This is a genomic window from Oceanisphaera sp. (assembly GCF_048268965.1).
In the GTDB taxonomy this organism is placed as follows: Bacteria; Pseudomonadota; Gammaproteobacteria; order Enterobacterales; family Aeromonadaceae; genus Oceanimonas.
On the sequence record NZ_JBLWUK010000009.1, the window covers coordinates 1 to 19,202 of the forward strand.

The 19,202-nt window shown below is 48.8% G+C and carries 15 protein-coding genes; all 15 read right to left on the minus strand.

What is annotated here, in order from left to right; genetic code table 11:
• Positions 1 to 715 (minus strand): ISAs1 family transposase (locus ACN0VL_RS06130; protein WP_417615698.1); only part of this gene is annotated, 715 nt, incomplete at its 3' end.
• Between the two features lie 629 nt (positions 716 to 1,344).
• A complete protein-coding gene (gene pgi, locus ACN0VL_RS06135; protein ID WP_417615545.1) occupies positions 1,345 to 2,997 on the minus strand; it encodes a glucose-6-phosphate isomerase in 1,653 nt (550 codons plus the stop codon).
• Between the two features lie 105 nt (positions 2,998 to 3,102).
• Complete coding sequence (gene galE, locus ACN0VL_RS06140) at positions 3,103 to 4,119, minus strand: UDP-glucose 4-epimerase GalE (protein WP_417615547.1); 1,017 nt, start codon at positions 4,117 to 4,119, stop codon at positions 3,103 to 3,105.
• Positions 4,120 to 4,541: 422 nt separating this feature from the next.
• Positions 4,542 to 4,898, minus strand: a complete 357-nt coding sequence (locus ACN0VL_RS06145; RefSeq protein ID WP_417615549.1) for a hypothetical protein — start codon at positions 4,896 to 4,898, stop codon at positions 4,542 to 4,544.
• Positions 4,899 to 5,016: 118 nt separating this feature from the next.
• The gene (locus ACN0VL_RS06150; protein ID WP_417615551.1) at positions 5,017 to 6,399 is read right to left on the minus strand and encodes an undecaprenyl-phosphate glucose phosphotransferase; all 1,383 of its coding nucleotides are present in this window, start codon (positions 6,397 to 6,399) and stop codon (positions 5,017 to 5,019) included.
• 70 nt (positions 6,400 to 6,469) lie between these two features.
• A complete protein-coding gene (locus ACN0VL_RS06155; RefSeq protein WP_417615553.1) occupies positions 6,470 to 7,210 on the minus strand; it encodes a WecB/TagA/CpsF family glycosyltransferase in 741 nt (246 codons plus the stop codon).
• Positions 7,197 to 8,378 (minus strand): hypothetical protein, encoded by a 1,182-nt coding sequence (locus tag ACN0VL_RS06160; RefSeq protein ID WP_417615555.1) that lies wholly within the window; start codon positions 8,376 to 8,378, stop codon positions 7,197 to 7,199. Before ACN0VL_RS06160 ends, ACN0VL_RS06155 begins: the two co-directional genes overlap by 14 nt.
• Positions 8,379 to 8,417: 39 nt before the next feature.
• Positions 8,418 to 10,595 (minus strand): bi-domain-containing oxidoreductase, encoded by a 2,178-nt coding sequence (locus ACN0VL_RS06165; protein ID WP_417615557.1) that lies wholly within the window; start codon positions 10,593 to 10,595, stop codon positions 8,418 to 8,420.
• Positions 10,592 to 11,914 (minus strand): hypothetical protein, encoded by a 1,323-nt coding sequence (locus tag ACN0VL_RS06170; protein WP_417615558.1) that lies wholly within the window; start codon positions 11,912 to 11,914, stop codon positions 10,592 to 10,594. Before ACN0VL_RS06170 ends, ACN0VL_RS06165 begins: the two co-directional genes overlap by 4 nt.
• Before the next feature lie 26 nt (positions 11,915 to 11,940).
• Positions 11,941 to 13,065 (minus strand): glycosyltransferase family 4 protein, encoded by a 1,125-nt coding sequence (locus tag ACN0VL_RS06175; RefSeq protein WP_417615560.1) that lies wholly within the window; start codon positions 13,063 to 13,065, stop codon positions 11,941 to 11,943.
• An 11-nt stretch (positions 13,066 to 13,076) separates the two neighbouring features.
• Positions 13,077 to 14,195: a hypothetical protein gene (locus tag ACN0VL_RS06180; protein WP_417615562.1), complete on the minus strand. Its 1,119-nt coding sequence runs from the start codon at positions 14,193 to 14,195 to the stop codon at positions 13,077 to 13,079.
• Positions 14,196 to 14,259: 64 nt separating this feature from the next.
• On the minus strand, positions 14,260 to 15,234 hold the full coding sequence (locus ACN0VL_RS06185) for a glycosyltransferase family 2 protein (RefSeq protein ID WP_417615563.1): 975 nt from the start codon (positions 15,232 to 15,234) through the stop codon (positions 14,260 to 14,262).
• A complete protein-coding gene (locus tag ACN0VL_RS06190; RefSeq protein ID WP_417615565.1) occupies positions 15,224 to 16,351 on the minus strand; it encodes a polysaccharide pyruvyl transferase family protein in 1,128 nt (375 codons plus the stop codon). Before ACN0VL_RS06190 ends, ACN0VL_RS06185 begins: the two co-directional genes overlap by 11 nt.
• A 33-nt stretch (positions 16,352 to 16,384) precedes the next feature.
• Positions 16,385 to 17,923 (minus strand): MATE family efflux transporter, encoded by a 1,539-nt coding sequence (locus ACN0VL_RS06195; RefSeq protein WP_417615567.1) that lies wholly within the window; start codon positions 17,921 to 17,923, stop codon positions 16,385 to 16,387.
• Positions 17,920 to 19,200 (minus strand): UDP-N-acetyl-D-mannosamine dehydrogenase, encoded by a 1,281-nt coding sequence (gene wecC, locus ACN0VL_RS06200; RefSeq protein WP_417615569.1) that lies wholly within the window; start codon positions 19,198 to 19,200, stop codon positions 17,920 to 17,922. The genes ACN0VL_RS06195 and wecC overlap by 4 nt, the downstream gene beginning before the upstream one ends.
• Positions 19,201 to 19,202 lie beyond the last annotated feature (2 nt).

Genomic DNA, 19,202 nt, shown 5'->3' on the forward strand with positions numbered 1-19,202 from the left:
GACATAACCTGGTTTCCCGACGTCCATGCCCTTTCTCTTGCATGCTGTAGGTATCGCCTTCGTCGCTTTGTAGCATGTCCAGCCGGAAGTAATTATCGAATGCGGCCTCCAAGCTTGGCTGGTTGCTTTTAACTGACAGCAGGTAGTCTGCGCCTTTATCTATCACCTTTTTGGCAATTGCTCGCTGACAGCCCATGGCATCAATGGTGACCAGACAACCTCTGATGCTTAGCAGCTCCAACAACTCAGGGATAGCGGTGATCTCGTTGCTTTTCTCCGCCGTTTTCACCTGTCCCAACACCACCTGATTGGCGGCACTAAAGGCACTCACCATATGAATAGCACCTTGTCGGCGGCCCTTGTCGTAAGTGCCTCGTAAAGTTTTACCGTCGATGGCAATCACTTCACCATCAGTCGCTTCATAGCAGTCTCTCATCCAGGCTGAGAAGCTTTTTTGCAGCTGCTTACCCGAAATCATTCCCATCACACGCGCAATGGTATCGTGTACCGGTACTCCATTTTCAAAATCACCGTACTGGCGCAGCCAGTCGAGGTGATCGAACCCGAAATCTTCTATTTCTTCCCAACCTTCGGCGCCGCCAATGACGGCCACGATAGTCAGAAACAGGATATCGGAGAGCTTGTGCTCTACTTTCCACTGTTGGCGTGGGTCACTAATGATGGAGAGATGATCCAAGAGGCTGAGTCCGTTCATGGCGATAATCTGGCATTGAAAAGACAGTATATGATCACAGTCAGAATTGATCGTCAAAGCGATCCTTTAATCAAACGGTTTTTCTTTAAAAAAGACACAGCTTGAGGTACAAAGTGGCTGTTATTTTCAAAATCAAACCTCGCTGGAAGCCTTGCCACATAAGGGTTTTTCATGATCTTGCCCTGTCGCTGGAAGCCTTGCTACATAAGGGTTTTTCATGATCTTGCCCTGTAACAATAGCTTTTATCATGAGGATGTTTGCCGCGGACACGCTACCGCCCGTGGGGTTCCATTGGCCATTCCCCCAAGGCCGAAGCTTGATGTTCGCTTTAGCTAAAAATTGTTTGTCCGATCACAGGCAGTGTTTAGCTAAAGGTGCGTAAGTTTACGGGATTTAGGTAGGGGATGAAAGAGAGGAGGGACACCTGGCACTCGGAGTGTGTGTAGTGGGAAGTGTTCGACCGCTTTAAAGTCGTGCCGCCGGCATTTCTACAAAATACATCAACATCCAACGTGTTTCTGTAGCCCGCCCGTCTCTTTGGTAAAGAGGACTTCGGCGGCCAGCGTAGCTGGAGCAATTTCACACCGCGCGAACAAGTATGCGCCAACAAAAACACACTGCCCTTTGTTTATCTGGCCGCTTTGCTCCAGGCTTTTATCTGCCCAATCAAGCCATTGGTTGCGCTGTCGTGTGCCGTGCTTTCTGCTGAGTCGGCCAGGTCGTCTATCAAACGGGCGGCGAGCTTTTTGCCCAGCTCCACACCCCATTGGTCGAAGCTGTTAATGTTCCACAACACGCCTTGTACAAAGGTTTTGTGTTCATACATGGCAATCAGTGCACCCAGGTTATACGGCGTTAGCTCGTCACACAAGATGGTGGTACTGGGCCGGTTACCGTCCATTACCTTATAGGGTGCCAGTTTGGCGACTTCTGCATCCGTTAACCCGGCCGCGGACAGCTCACTGGCTACCTGATCATAATCTTTACCAAACGCCATGGCTTCGGCCTGGGCCAGCATATTCCCCAGCAACTTGCGATGATGCTCGGGGTAGTCATAACAAGAGCGGGCGAAGCCGATAAACTCTGCCGGTACGACCTGGCTGCCCTGGTGCAACAACTGAAAAAACGCATGCTGGCCGTTGGTGCCCACCTCGCCCCACACTATGGGGCCGGTGTTGTGCGCAATTTTCTCACCCTGGTTATTGACCCCTTTACCGTTCGACTCCATGTTCAACTGCTGCAAATAAGCAGGAAAACGCTTCAAGTCATGGCAATAGGGGAACACCCCTTCGCTGTTCAGCCCCAGCACATTAATGTTCCAGATGCTGAGCAAGGCCATGAGCACCGGAATGTTCTGCTCAAAGGGGGTGTCACGCAGGTGTTCGTCCATGGCATGGGCACCGGCCAATAACTGCTCAAACCGCTCATAGCCTAGCGTTAACGCAATAGGCAAACCAATGGCCGACCACAGCGAAAAGCGCCCGCCTACCCAGTCCCAAAACTCGAACATTTGCTCGGCACCAATGCCAAAGGCTTGCACCGCCCTGGCATTGGTCGACACCGCCACAAAATGCTTATCGATCTGAGAGGCATCACCGCACGCGGCCGCAAACCACTCGCGTGCTGCCCGCGCATTAGTCATGGTTTCGTCGGTAGAAAAGCTTTTAGACGACACAATAAACAAGGTGCGCGCCGCATCCACTTGTTGCAACACCTGGGCCAGCTGGGCACCATCCATGTTCGACACAAAATGCGCACGAATACCCTGGTCCTGATAACAGGCCAGCGCCTCGGTGACCACAGCGGGGCCCAGATCCGATCCACCAATGCCAATGTTAACCACATCGGTAATGCTCTGCCCGTTAAAGCCCAACCAGTCACCAGAGTGCACCCGCTGGCAAAACGCCTTGATGCGCGCTAATTCGCAATGCACCACAGGCACCATGTTTTCACCCTGCAACTCCACGCAACCATCCGCCGGCATGCGCAACGCCGTATGCAGCGCCGCCCGCCCTTCGGTGTGGTTAAACAGATTATCGCCAAACAGTGCCTTAATGGCTCCGCCCAGTTTCATGTCTTTTGCCAGCACACACAGCTGCGCTTTAACCTCAACCGACCAATGCTGGCGAGAAAAGTCCACTTGCATATGCTCGCCAAAGGGCACACAAAACGCCGAAAAACGCTGCGGCTCCTGCGCAAATCGCTGACTCAAACTCAGCGCCTGCTCTTGTGCCTTACGCTCTTGCAGCGCCCAAAACGTCGGTTGTTCTAACAAATTCATCCGCAATGCTCTTTGTTTTTATTAAGTAAGTGAAGGGTGAGGAGGAACACCAAATGAGGCTCTTACCTGTTTCACTTCACCCTTTACAATAAGGCTCTCGGCGACTTATTCCCCAAACCCGCTCGGATTTTCCGACTGCCAGCGCCAGGCGTCTACCATCATCTGCTCTAACCCTCGCTCAGCTTGCCAACCTAATTCGATTAACGCCTTAGCCGGATCAGCCCAGCACTCGGCAATATCGCCGGGGCGCCGCGGTGCAATGTTAAACGGCACCGCCTGGCCACTCGCCAGCTCAAATGCCTTAACCATCTGCAGCACCGAATATCCCTGCCCGGTGCCCAGGTTATAAATGCTTACCCCGTTGTGCTCGGCAATACGGGTGAGTGCTTTTAAATGGCCGACGGCCAGGTCCACGACGTGAATATAATCCCGTACGCCGGTGCCATCTATGGTGGCGTAGTCGTCACCAAATACCGATAACGCCTTTAAGCGCCCTACTGCCACTTGCGAGATGTAAGGCAACAAGTTATTGGGTATGCCGTTAGGGTCTTCCCCGATCAAGCCCGACTCATGGGCACCCACCGGATTAAAGTAACGCAACAAGGCGATAGACCAACGCTCATCCGACTTGGCCAAATCTTGCAGTACTTGCTCAACCATCAGCTTGGAAGTGCCATAAGGGTTCGTGGTGCCCCCCACGGTAAAGTCTTCGGTAATCGGCATTTGTTGTGGCTCGCCATACACAGTGGCCGACGAGCTGAATACCAGCTTGAACACGCCCGCCTTTTGCATGGCATTTACCAGCACCAGTGTACCGTTTACGTTGTTATCGTAATAACGCAGCGGCTGCGCCACGCTCTCACCCACCGCCTTCAAGCCCGCAAAGTGCACCACGGCATCAATGCTGTGCTCGCTGAATAACTTATCCAACAAAGCGGCGTCGCGAATATCGCCTTCAATAAACTCAGGCTGCTTGCCGGTGATCTTCGCCACACGACGCAGCGACTCAGCCGAGGCATTACACAAGTTATCCAGCACCAACACCTGCTGGCCACTGTTCAACAGCTCGACCAGCGTATGAGAGCCAATATAGCCAGCACCGCCGGTTACCAAAATAGTCATACCTATCCCGTTTTTTATTATTTAATAACGAATGAAGACTAAACAAAAATCCCGACGCTCACCTGTAGCCCGCCCATTTATTTGGCGGCCAGCGTAGCTGGAGCAACAAACAACACAGCACCAAATCGCGCGAACAAGTATGCGCCTACAAACACACCCTCATCAACATTCAACGTGCTTTTTGTAGCCCGCCCGTCTCTTTAGTAAAGAGGACTTCGGCGGCCAGCGTAGCTGGTGTAATATCACACCGCGCGAACAAGTATGCGCCTACACAACACACTATCATCAACATTCAACGTGCTTTTTGTAGCCCGCCCATTTATTTGGCGGCCAGCGTAGCTGGTGTAATATCACACCGCGCGAACAAGTATGCGCCTACAAACCACACCATCATCAACATTCAACGTGCTTTTACAAAATACTTATTCGGCCCATCTTCCGCGCTTAACCAAGACCCAACAAGTCAGTGCCAGCAGCACGCCGCAGACATTGGCCAGGGCATCAAACCCGCTGAAAGTACGATGAGGCTGAAGATAATGCTGCAAATACTCCAGCAAGGGGGCCGAAGCCAGCAAGGCGCCCCATACCCATGCACAGCGTTGCTGCCGCACAAAGGCAAAACGAGCGCTAACGCTTAGGCAGAAAAACGCCACCAGATGCAGGTATTTATCCGAATTGCCAAACAGGTCGGGTGGCGGCGTTGGCCGAAACAGACCATAAAACAGCGCCGCCATCAACGTAAAAAAAATCACCAGCCTAAGCCGATACAGCAACGCCATTAACCTACTCCGAATTTTTGGGAAAACCATTGCCACCCTAACGAACATCAGGCTCTTGTTTGCACTGGCTTGACGCCTGAAGCTTGGCGCTTGGCGCCTGAAGCCTGGCGCTCAGCCCTCAATAAGCATTCTTGTTGATAAAGCCCTTGAACACGGTGGCCACAATAATGCGCAGATCCAGCCACAGGCTCCAGTTGTTGATGTACCAGAGATCGTGCTTTACCCGCATGTCCATTTTGTCCAGAGTGTCGGTTTCGCCTCTAAAGCCGTTTACCTGGGCCCAGCCGGTAATGCCCGGCTTAACCTTGTGGCGCTTCATGTAAGACTCCACCAGCTCTTTATAATGCTCGTTGTGTGCCAAGGCATGGGGCCGTGGGCCCACGATGGACATACGCCCCTGCAGCACGTTAAAAAACTGGGGCAGTTCGTCCAGCGAGGTACGCCGTAAAAAGGCGCCGATGGGGGTAATACGCGAGTCGCCCTTGGTGGCCTGGGTAACCTGACCACTGTGCTCCTGGTGCACCTTCATCGAGCGAAACTTGTACACCTTGAAGTGCTTACCATTGTCTCCGGTGCGATACTGCTTGAACAATACCGGCCCCGGCGAGGTAAGCTTAATGGCAATGGCAATCGCCAGACAAACGGGCGAAATAAGCAGGCAGATAAGCGCCCCTACTACTATGTCCTCCAGCCTTTTCACCAGCCAGGCCATGCCGCTCATGGGCGTCACGCTCAAGTCGATGGAAAAGTGCCCCGCCACCTCGCCTACCCTGTGGTTAAGCAGCTGCATATCCGTAAAATTGGGAATAAAACGTACTTCCACCGTGTGATGGCGCAATGCATGGTAGATGGCGCGAATAGACTCACCCATTTCCAGCGGCATACACAGCCACACCTCTTCCGCACCCGACTCGCTGACTCGTCGTGCAATATCGACCAATTCCTGCTCATCCGGTGCCACCTTAAACCGTGCCACTCCGGCCAGTACATGGCCCTCTTCCGGGGTATTGCGCATGCCCTTGCCGACCGACAGCACTTTTTTACCCGGCCCCACCAAAAATACCTTTTTGGTGGCCAGCCCCTTGAGGCGGGAATGACGCAACACCTGCTGCACCATAATGCGTACACCGCCGGCCATTACAAACGACAGCAACAGCGCCATGCCCACCCACAGCCGGGAGTAACGATCCGCCACGTGAAAAAAATAAATAATGGAAGTCACCAGTACCATTACTAGTAACCACACCAGCAGCAATCGAAACAGCAAGGTAGACATACGTTTGATACGCCAGCGCCGATAACCGCCAAAGGCGCTGTTGAGCACCACCACCAGCAAGGCCATTAGGGCGATGGCCAGCACAGAACGCTCCGGTAATTGCATATCGCCAAAGCGCCACCAGTGGGCCAGCAGGCTGCCCGCCACCACCGCCAGCATATCCAACAGCGGCACCAATAATTGGGCAGGGTAACGTTCGGTTAGGCCGTTTATAGTTCGAGGCATAATGTGTTCTCAGGCGAGTGAAAAGCGAAGATTAAAAAACATGGATTGAAAAGCATGATGAGAAACAGGATCAGCCAAAAAACTGCTTACATTTTTCTGTTAACAGTAACTGAGCAAACTTGGAGTTGGTTACCAGATAGCGCTTCCACATGCGACGCGGCTCCTGAATAACCCGATACAGCCACTCCAGCCCGTACTTTTGCATCCACAGCGGGGCGCGCGTTACCTTGCCGGCCACTACATCGAAGGTACCGCCCACGCCCATCACAAAATCCACCCCCAACTGATCACGCCAGCGATTGATGAAATTTTCTTTGCGAGGCGACGTAATGGCTACAAACAGCAGGCGCGCACCCGAAGCCTTGATCTGCTCTACCACCGCCTGCTCATCATCCCAAAAATAACCATGGTGATAGCCGGCAATAGTCAGGCCCGGGTACTGATGGGTTACCTTGTCAGCCACCGTCTGCACCACGTCATCTTTGGCACCCAGCAGAAAAACAGGAAAAGACTCAACCGCACTCATGGCCAGCAGCTCGTGGAACAAGTCCACACCGGCCACCCGCTCGGGCACATCATGACCCATGATGCGAGCGCCCAGCACCACGCCCATGCCATCGATATTGATGATGTCACAGCTTTCCACGGATTCACGCAGCTGGGCGTCTTTGCGCATGTTCACCAGCTTGGCCACATTCACCACCACATGCTGGGTGAAGCACCGCTCACGAATACCGTCACGTATCGCCGCCACAGTCTGCGCCATGCTGGCCACATCCATGGGGCAACCCAGTACATTAATTCTTTTCATTTTGCTTCTCTGCTCGGTGGCGGTTGTAAAAGGCCAGCGCGAAATAGGCCCAGGCCTGAGTCCAGCGGGTATAGTTAATACGGTTGGTCAACCATCGACTTTTTTGGTACACAAACTGGGTTTTCGCCGGCAAATAAAGCTGCTCGAGTGCGCGAGTAATCACTTTTTCGCACAAGGCTTCATCCGTCTCACTTCCCCCGACCTTAAGCAGGGTAAACACCGCCTGGGCGACGCTGTGCATGTCTATGGGGTACACATTGTTGTTGTAGTACTTGGCGGTACCATCTTCGGTGAAGAAATGATCCAGATAATAGCGATAACCCCGATCGATGGCTGCATCAAACTCGGTAACACTCAGGGCATCGCGCAACAGGCAAAGCGCCTCCAGGTTATAACCGGTATGAAAGCCATCGATAAACTGATGGTGATGTCGGGCTCCATAGACCCAGGAACCGTCCTCCCCCTGCTCGCTCACCGATTGGCGTGCCACGTCCAATGCCTGTTGGTACATGGCGGCATCATTCAGCCTGGCGCCGGCAAAGCCCACCCAGGCCGCCCCCCACAGGCTGGCGTTATGCACAAAGGCGGTTTCGCCCGGAATGTAGCCATAAAAACGTCGACCGTCTGCCTCTGTATACAGGGTATTCACAATAAAACGGGCGGCGTCCAGGGCCACATCCATAAAGCCCTGTTCACCCAACGCCTCGCCCAGCGCATACAGGGCGCGAGCCACATAGCAGGTGGTAATGATATTGGGCTTGCCGGCAGGCACGTAAAAGGCCCGGGCCTGCCAGTCGAAATGGTAGCCCCAACAGCTGTGCTGCCATTGCTCGCGTGGGCTCTGCTGGGTTAACAGCCAGTCACCCAGCTCTTTGGCTTCGCTCAGATATTGCTGCTCACCGGTGCGACGGTAGTCTTCCAGCAGGCCCAGAATAAATAAGCCTACTCCCTTGGGATTACGCTTCTTGGGCACCAGCAGCAGTGGCCGCAGGTTGATAGGTGAACGCTTGCCCAGCTGCAACCAGGCCAGACGCACCCACTCGTTATGTTTAAGCGGGGTAGCCTGCAATAGTGTGCTGTTCAAACTGTCGAAGGGGTCGTAACCGGCGAACTGCTCGCCACGAATGGCATCTAGCAGCTGCGAATTAAGATTGGTCAGCGTGTTCATAGCAACAGGGGCTAACTAGCCCCCTTGTTTTCCTTCTGGTTACTCTGCGGTAAAAACAGCGGTATCAACCGTTAACGGTATCCCCAAAGAAAGCGACTCAACCGCCATCACCGTGGCCAGACTGGTGCTCATCAGACATGAATAGTCCACACAGGCCTTGCCAGCCTTAAGGCCCTCAAGCCAGGCGCTGATCATCGGCTTTTGGCCCTTGTCCTGCACGGTTGCCTTCAAACGCTTGGTTTCTGCATCACCACTGTAAAGAGTAACGTCCTTGAAGTCGTTTATTTGTGCCGAGCGACCACCACCAAACACTTCTACATATTCCTTCGCCATCACCTTGGCACCATCGGCGGTGTAGGTAATATTGGCCACGCTGCCGTTTTCGAAGGTGAGCGACAGGCACAGGTTGTCGTTAAGCAGGGCGGATTTTTCCGCCTTGGCCGAGCCCACGGCGTAGACGGTTTTTACGTTGCTGCTGACCAGAGCAGAAGCCAGATCGATAAAATGACAGCCTTCACCAATCATGCGGCCGCCACCTACCTGAGGGTCTTGAATCCAGTGATCGGCAGGAATCGCACCGGCATTGATGCGGATATTTACCACCAAGGGGCTTTTTACACCGGAAAAATGCTCCACCACCTGTTGGGTAGCAGGAGCAAACCGGCGATTAAAGCCTACCATCACCTGAGCCTGGCCGCAGTCGCCGTAAGCGCGATGAATCTCGGCCAGCTCTTCTACCGACATGGCTAACGGCTTTTCTACATACACATGCTTGCCGGCCTTTAGCGCATCGCGCACCGCTACGCCATGGGTGTCGTGCCGGGTGGTGACGACAATCGCATCGGTATCGCCCTGCAGCAATTCGGCATAGCTACCGGCGCAAAAGCCAAAGCCAAACTGTTTGGCCACGCCCTGGGCCGAGCGACCACTGGCGGTGACCAGACCGGAAAAAGTCACCTGACCGCTAGCCTGAAGTGGCGGCAGCAAGCTGGCGGTGGCGTAGTTGCCGGCGCCATAAAAAGAAAGCCTGATCTTGTCTGTCGCCACCGCCGCCGGAGTAACCGCAATGCGGGCAGCCATGTCGGCTGGCTGGCTGGGCGGGTTGTATTGCAGCACTATGCCAAGATAGGGGTCGGTTTTGTTGCCTTCTATCAACTGATAGGCAACAGCGGCATCATCTACCGGGTAGCGATGAGTGATCAGGCTTTTTACATCTACCTTGCCCTGAGAAATCAGTTCAAGAAAGGTGGACATGTTGCGCTGTTCGGTAAAGCGCACATAACCCAGCGGATAGTCGTTGCCGTTTTCTTCATAGAAGGGATCATAACGTCCGGGGCCGTAAGAGCGGGAGATCACCACGCTGATCTCTTTCTTGAAAAAATCTTCGCGGGGAATGTCCATGCGCACCGCCCCCACTACCACGACCCGGCCCTTTTCGCGGGTAACTTCACCACACATTTCAATAATGGCATTGCTGCTGGAGCCGGCACACACCAGCACGCCATCCACCCCGTGACCGGCTGTTTTGGCGTGGCAGAGCCCGGCTACATCACCGCCCGGCGGTACAGTAATGGCACCAAAGCCTTCGGCGCGTTTAACCAGGGCAGCATCCAGATCGGTACCAATTACCGTACAGCCATTGGCACGCAATAGTTGCACGGCAATCTGGCCCAGCAGGCCAAGCCCCACCACCAGAAAGGTTTCACCCAACTTTGGCTCGGCCAAACGCACGCCCTGCAGAGCAATAGAGCCGACGGTAGTAAAGGCCGCTTCTTCGTCTGACACATTGTCCGGCACCTTCACCACCAGATTTTTGGGCACCGCCACAAAATCCGCGTGATTGGCATAATCGGCGCCACCACAGGCCACTCGGTCGCCCGGCTGAAGACCTTCTACCAAGCCACCGGCAGCCACCACGGTACCAGCACAGCTATAGCCAAGCGGTGAAGGTGAGTTAAGGCGGGAATTAACCGTTTGAAAGGTCTTTGCCAACCCTTCGGTACGTACCTTGTTGATCACCTGTTTAACCAGATCCGGGCGGGCCTTGGCTTTTTGCAGTAGACTCTTCTTGCCCATGTCGATCTTGGTTTTTTCGGTGCCGGCACTGATCACAGACGTGCTGTTACGTACCAGAACGAACTTGTCGTTTAGCGAAGGTATCGGTACATCATTTATTTCGACTACACCAGTCCGGAGAGTTTGGGTGACTTGTTTCATTTATTTAGATCCCATTCGAGTTTTTTTTCAGAAATATTTTCGACAAGCATGGTAGAAAACTCATAGGTAACTCTGGTAACCACCTCCAGGTCCTCCAGCGGATACTGCTCACTAATTGAACCAGCGAGAATATCTTTTTGAAATTGCTGGTACATCCTTCTGTGGCCCTTATCGCGTATCAGCTTGTGGGTCTTGAGTCGGCCTTTATTTGGTGTATCAACAATCAGATGGATCATGTCGTCCAGTCGGTAGGTAACGTTAGCCTGCTTTACTTCTACGGTTTCCTGCACTCCACGCAAATCGTTACCCTTATCGGTGAGTGTTATTACTGCAACAGATCCATTCTGATAAGTAATCAACAATACACTATCGTCCTGCGATAAAGTCGAGCTAGCCAATTGGAGTTTAATTGGCTTGTCTTGCACAAAATATTGGCAAAGATCAATCCAGTGGCAGGCATTCCCCGTAATCCGGGTACCCTGATTAGGCCAGTGATACCAATGCGTGTCAGAAATACGCACCTCATTGACAGAAATTGTTATCATCATCGGCTGCTCAAAAGTCAAATTTGACTTAATCATTCGCACCATAGGTGCGTAGCGTCGGTTAAACCCAATCTGAATATTGGCACCAGCATAATACAACTCTCGGTAAAGCTGGATATCTTGGTAGTCTACTAGAGGCGGCTTTTCGACAAGAATGAAACCACCAGAGTTTTTCTTAAAAAGTGTATGTGCCTGTCGGACATGATCCGAGTGATAAGATGCAATGACAGCAATAGGCTTATCATCCTTTGCCCAATACTCACTCAAAACCGAAAAATCATGGCCTGAGAATTCAAAGCTTTTATCAAAAGATTTAATAATTTCAGGGCTATAGTCTACAAAAAACCTTGGTTTAAAAACTTTTTGCAAGTACCGAGTATAGGTCTGAACGTAATTACCATAGCCTACGCAGTAAAGTGAGTTTTTGGCCTGTAGGTAATCGACTTTCATGTCATCTTTTTTAGAGCAAGCCAAGGAATCATAAGAAAATGGGTTCTTCCATGTTTCTTGTGGCACATCAGACCAATAGAAGGTGCTACCACCGTCATAGGAAATGGCATTAGTATTAGAAATCCTAGCAGAAACTACCTTTGTATCTTTGATACTTTGCTTGTCCAAACGGGAAAATACCTTGCGGAACGTCTGAAACAGGCCCTCGTGAAGGGCAAAAAACAAAAGCTTCCGAAGATCATTCTTTTGAGTTGGCCGATCAGGAGCGACTTCAACACACTGCGGTACCGGAGTAATGTCTTGCTTCGGGACGAGATAAATCATTAATCATACCTTTTTTAAGACGCAGTCTAAACGGATCCAGATCGCCGCTGCTCATTTTTCTGAATAACTCTTTCAAGCGAACAAACAAGATTCCTCTCAAAAACCTCTGGCGTATATTTAGCCTGATACTCCTCCCTCCCTGCCGCACCATACTTAACGCACTTTTCAGGATTTTTGATAAAATCCAACATTACATCAGCCAACCTGTTAGGAGTACACTCATCAAGAACAACACCCGTAACTCCGTCATCAACGATATCTGTGATAGCCCCCATATTTGTAGAGATTACAGTGAGGCTAGAAGACATAGCTTCAAGAATTGTCAGTGGAAAACAGTCATTTTTTGTAGGAAGAACAAAAACATCAGATTTAAACAGTTCGTGATATTTATCAGAACCATATCTAGGTCCTAAATATGTTAAATTATCATAATGGCTTTTCGATAAAAGCTCTTCTACTTCTTTCATGTACTCTTGACTTTCTGTCTTTCCTATAATTTTAACTTCAAATCTTTTTTGAAAACTAGCAGGTATGAGCGAAGCTGCTCTGATAAGAGTATCTACGCCTTTTATTCGCATGATATTTGATAAGTAAATAAAGGTTACAGAATGGTCATTCTTTTTTACGCTAACTTCTGGTGGTGAAGGTACGCTATTAGGGACAGCAATTAACTCTCTTGTAAAGTCACGCACTGGATCAACATCATAAAAAAGCGATTTAGAGAGGTGAATAACATCTACCCTTTTAAAAACCAAGCTATATAGGGTTTTCTTAAAAATAGACTTATTGGCTTCTTCAGCTATACCTTTACCGTGCATATGAAAAACCAGGTTTGCACCGAGTAGCTTGAGAAAAATAGCCAGCAGTCCATCCTTGTAAAAAGCTGCACCGTGAGGGCTGAGTGTAAGATAAACAAGACTGGGTTTTATTTTTAAATATCTTTTTATAGCAATAAAATAAATTTTTGTAGTAACGAGTACCTTTCTAAAAGTGATTTGACCCAGATCGTCCATTTCGGAAGCAGGTGATATATCCACATACTCGGCATCAAAGCAAGCATTTATAAATTCATTCTCCGATATTGTTTTATTAACAACGGAAGCACCGTGAACCGGCGGCGGAAACTGCATTAAAAATAGAATTTTTTTCATCGCGACCTGAATCAAAATTTATTAGCTACCTTACCAGTGACATGAAAATATTTATTTTTTCGTAGAACTTCTGATAGATAAAAATAAACATACATGACAATGAAATAGGTGCTAATATTATCCGTAAAAAAAATAATATTGACGTACATGAACAAAAAAATACTTTTATCACGTGGTTTGTATGCAAGAACAAAAAACAAAGCAAAAGCGATAAAACCCAGCTCATAATATATTTTTAATATGTCACTATGAATATTTACTTTACCATCATCAACAAAAATTGACGCTGCAGCAATAGTATAAGATTCACCAGCACCATGACCAAATAAAAAATCAACCAAACTTATTGTAGAAGAGAAAACCGGCTCATACAAAACTGTCCTTCCCATTGTTAGATAAGCACTATTAACATTGAAAAGCTCTATGGATAAGTCATGAAATGCCTCAGTTGTAATATAATATGCAACCAGTAAAAATAAAAAATTAATCAGCAAACCAGCCAGCCTTGCTTTCTTTAAAATCCAAATTGGGAATATATAATATATTATGAATATTACCAAGATAGCTATTATTGAAATTCGTTTCAGAACCAACACCGCCATCACTAAAGAAAAAACAAAATACTTTTTTTCTTTTATTAAAAAGAAAAAAACACTAAACAGACCAAAAACAAAAGAAAAAGAGTCATTCTCTAAAGTCGACGTTGAATCCAATATGGAGTATTCAAAACCATGATCTAAAACTTCCGGAATTGACATTCCAACAAAAAAAACAACTAATATATTAAAAAAAAATTTTGGTGATATATTTGGTGCGCATCCAAGAAGAAAAGGCGAAAGCGCAGTTAAATAAAAATAAAAATCATGAACACCATTTATATTACCCAATGGGCTCATCAATAATGTCACAACTGACAGAAAAAGGAACGGCCTAGTTGATTCGTCTGTTACAATACGTCCTTTATCTGCCAAAAATACAAAAATACAAATAATAGGGATACCATATTTCGCATACCGCATCCCATCAACAAATGGGTCTATTAGTGATATGAGCAACAAAGCCAAAATACTAACTGAAACAACCCCTTTAGTGCTTGCTTTTTTTTTGTGCAGCCTTACTGCTGAATGCATAGTTTAGTCCTTAAAAAAACAAACTCTACGAATGGCCAGTTACAAATTTTTTTGATTATATCAGTCAAAGCTTAACCCTACCCAAACTCGAAACATAACAAATTATTCTAATGATGTCTGCGCATCCTCCGCGCATTTTGAAGGATTCGTATACATTCTTTAGATAGTTATTAGAATAATTATAACTTTTCACATTACGCTTAATAAGGGCACCATCAGAAAGTAATTTTCCAATTACTTTCTTACCAGCTTCTTCAGCAGTTTTATTTGATCCCCCATAATAGTAGAGTATCCTATAAATATAGGACACCACCAAGCAAACCTGCTTTGATTTGAATATTACATCACCATCACTATTTTTATTTGTGATGGAATCAAATTCTCTAAAATATATATAAAGTGGATGTGCTATTGATACTGACGCGTTTGAAAGTAAAGAAACCGTATAAAAAAGCAATGCATCTTCTGCATATACCAACCTATCATTTACATCAGCTTTTATTGCATCGTAGGCTTTATGTAGAGTAGCTTTTAAAAAAGCTTTACCTGGTGTGCCATACCCTAGTTTTTTTTTCTCTAAGAACAGTTTCTTTAGAAGTTCCTCATTATTAAAGGTGCGCCTTGGCAGATCAACCTTCCTTTTATTATTCACTGGCACTTCTTTGACACCATACAAAACAATATCTACAGGTGTTGTATAAACCTCACAGCTAATTAATTCCAGTGCTTTTTGATCAAGTGCATCGTCTGGATCCAAAAAAACAATATAATCACCTCTTGCCTCTTCTACGCCATGGCGTCTTGCATGATATGTCCCCAAGTTTTTTGGATTTCTAACAATTTTGATACGTGAGTCAAGTTCAGCCCATTGATCAGCCTTTTTTATGGAGTCATCGGTTCCACAGTCGTCTACTACGATAACTTCAAAGTTTGTATAGGTTTGCTTGACGCATGATTCTAAACACCTGTCGATGTGTTTTGCCACATTGTAAGTAGGTAAAATTATTGAGAAAAAAATGGATTTAGTTTCATTTATCATTAGATTGTTTCTCAATAAAAAAATGTGAGAACGTCTTTACTTCCACAAGGCCATGACTATTTTTTATACCACTTAAGGGATTTGATTCCTGTCTACGCAGTATTTCAGTACCTTCCAATGCATTTAAGTTATTAGTCATATTTAACAATGAAGTAAACCTAGCAGCCCCACGGGCTATATTATTGGAGATTGTGAACGGCTTTTCGAATAATGTGGAGAATACCATTCCATGAAACGAATCTGTAAGTACATAGCCTGCATTAGCAAATCCAGCCAACCAATCTCTAATATCTTCCATCACAAAGCCATCTACATTGCAGTGATCCGCACCTACCGTAAATTTTGCCTGGCAAGAGTAAACAGCTTCATCCAGTTTTTCGCTAGCTCTATTGGCTAACGCCAATTTTTCAGGCGTCTTATCAAGGAAGTAGGTATACACGCCCTGTGGCTTATACTTTAAGCGTGCCGTCCCGATCAGCTGTAGGTAGTCTTCTTTATCAAGCAGCAGCGTCGGATCCAGCACATGTGTCGCTTCAACCCCCAAGTGCTTTCTGCAAAGCTCTACCCCTGAGTCTTCTCGTACACTGATGGCATCAAATTTCTTGGCAAGTTCGGCGCAGCGTTTGGTTTGTTCTTCGGTATACTCCCATTCATCCACACCAAAAGATGCCGCATACGCTATACGTTTAATTTTCTTATCTTCAAGAAAATCCAAAAAAAAGTTTTCAATGCAAGGAGAATACTTTGGTCGCCAGACTTGGTCACTGCCAACAATCACGGCATCGTAGTTTTCACGATCGAAGTGTTCTCTGAGCTGTTGTGTGCTGTAAAGCGGCTCAGACATGGTGATGTGCTGCTCTATAAAGCTACGGGTATTTTGCAGTATGTAAGGCAGGTGTTTCTCAAAATTAATGGGGGCTTTGCGCTTGCCTATGGCTTTCATACCGGCGCGGTAAGCAAGGCGCGTGGCCTTATAGGCTAGGGGGGGCTGATCGGGCTGGCGGTCAATTGTAACAACTTCGTGCCCCATTCGTTTGAGCACCTGCTGCAATGCCCAGGCTTGCATGATGCCGCCGTAATTTTTACCCAGAGGCTGGGTCATAATAGCAATTTTCATGATTAATACTGCCTTACATTTTCATGCTGGGATTTAACTTCCAGCAAAGTTAAAAACCTTTCTAAATGACTGGGCTGCCAAATTGGATAAGTATCTTTTTTCCCTAGCATCTAGCCCTACCAGATAGAGCACAGCCACCGTACTAATGACGCTGATAGTTAATCCGAGGGTAAGCACTATGCCGTTGGTATCCTGAAAAGCCATAAAGTGATTAATTAATCCAGCAATCGAGGCAACAATGATCACACGGCTTATAACCAGCTTCAGATAACTGGCAACAGCCATGTTAGTCAGGCGCCGTAGGATAACCAGCCGTGCAGCCAAGGCTGCTACCTCCAACATGGTGCTGATCCAAAGCACTAATGTTGGTTGCTTCCATATTGTCAGTGCCAAGTAGGATAGTGGCACATTGAATAGAAGCAGCCCACCGACTACGGATTGGTATAAGCGAATTTTCCCTGTGGCCTGGGCAGAGGTCATCAATGGCCGGGACAGTGATTCGATCAAAGATGCGATGATTGTCAACTGCAAGAATACAGCTGCATACTCTGGTGGCTCAACCAGCCATATATCTAGCAGTTGTTCGGTGTAAAGCAGCACCGGCATGGCCAGTGTGAGTAGTAGAAAGAAGTTGTACTTCGATGCCTTCTGCACCAGCTCCTGCATTTGCTGGTGTTGCCCGGCTGCGTATTGCTTGACAATTTGCGGATTGATAGCGGCTTGTACGTTCGCAACAAACTGATACAAGGCACCATTGGCCTGAGCTGCGATACTGCGACCGGCGTTAACTGTGGGACCGAAGAAGATATTGAGCAGTACATTATTACCATGTTGCGAAAGTGCCGCTGCCAAATTTCCCCAGGTATTCCATGCGGTGAAGCCCAACATGCTGCGAAAGTGCTCGCCATTCCAATTCCACTGCAACCGCACTGCCGGAAAGATCGTCCGGTTGATTATCAGGTAGCCGCTGAAAGTAATCAGTGCCACGGCCAGTAGCAGAGCGACATACATGCTGAGTTTATCGTAGGCGAGGTATGGCAGCAGCAATACCGCCACCAGTTTGAGCATGACATCGGCCATGCTCATCAGAGCAAACAGGCCCATGCGTTCATTGGCCATCAGCATGGCGGTCAGGGGGACTGTCATCACGCTAACAGTAAAAGCGGCTACCGACAGATGATAGGCCATGAGTGCGGCATCCAGTCGGTCGTGCGGGATACTCAACTGGGTGCTGACAAACCAGTAGCCCACCGTTTCGGCCACCAGCGCGATGCATGCCGCCATGAGTACGTGAATATGCAGGCTGGTATTAAACAGGCTGCACAGATTACTGCCATCGTTCTGTCCCAGGTCAAAAGCAAAATAACGCTGGGTGGCGGTAGTCATGGCACCCAGCATAAAGCCCAGCAGGGTGACAAAGCCGGCCACCACATGGTAAGTACCAAAGTCCTCAACACCCAGTACATCCAGCACCACGCGGGAGGTGTATAGCCCCACAACCATGGCCAGCAGCATGCGCAAATAGAGCATGCCGGTGTTGCGCAGAATGCGTTTGTGGTTCTTTTGCATCATACGGGCTGCTTGGATATCACACCACGAGTATCAACCACTTTTTGCCTAGGGTTGAATATATACTGATTCGATTTGAACTCTTTATGGTCAACCAACAATACTTTTATATCTGCTTCAGCTTCCGCAGTTTCCTGGCTTACCAGATAGAGGCTTCCTTTCAGCTTTTCAGGCAACGCTTTTATGTTCGGCTCTACAGCAACAACAATACCGGGATGTTCTGCCGCAATTTTCTGAGTAATCGCCAACGCCGGACTTTCCCGTAAATCATCAATGTCGGCCTTGAAGGCTAGTCCTAGGCAGGCAATAGTCACATCCTTGGCAGTTTTTTCCGGATTGGCTTGCAGGAAATCGGCTACTGCCAACTTGACCCTGTCAATCACCCACTGAGGCTTGCTATCGTTCACTTCTCGTGCGGTGCGGATAAGCCTGGCCTGTTCCGGTGCCTGACTAACGATAAACCAGGGGTCTACCGCGATGCAGTGGCCGCCAACCCCAGGGCCGGGCTGAAGGATGTTAACCCGTGGGTGGCGGTTGGCCAGCTTGATCAGCTCCCATACATTGATATCCAGCTTGTCGCAGATAATGGAAAGCTCGTTGGCAAAGGCGATGTTTACATCGCGGAAGCTGTTTTCAGTCAGCTTGGCCATTTCGGCGGTACGGGCGTTGGTGACAACGCACTCGCCTTGTACAAAGGTTTTGTACAAGGTTACCGCTGCTTCGGAACACTTGGCCGACATACCGCCAATGACCCGGTCGTTTTCTACCAGCTCGCGCATTACATGGCCGGGCAATACCCGCTCCGGACAGTGGGCGATACGGATGTCGGCATCATTGCCATGGGTTTGCGGAAAGGTCAGATCCGGGCGGGCTTCGTTCAGCCAGGCGGCCATCTGTTCGGTCGCGCCCACCGGCGAAGTGGACTCCAGGATCACCAGGTTGCCGGATTTGAGTACTGGGGCAATGGCTTTGCTGGCGGCTTCTATATAGCCGAGATCCGGCTGGTGATTATCGCCCTTGAAGGGAGTGGGCACAGCCACCAAAAAGGCATCGGCAGGCTCAGGGGTAGTAGTGGCACGTAAGTAACCTTCCGTTACCGCCGCGCGCACCACCATATCCAGTTCCGGCTCTACTATGTGGATTTCGCCTTGGTTGATAGTGTCTACTGCATGCTGGTTTACGTCTACCCCTATCACTTTTTTCTTGCGGGCGGCAAAGGCGGCGGCGGTGGGCAGGCCTATGTAGCCCAGACCAATAACGGAAATGGTGTGGTATTGCATTT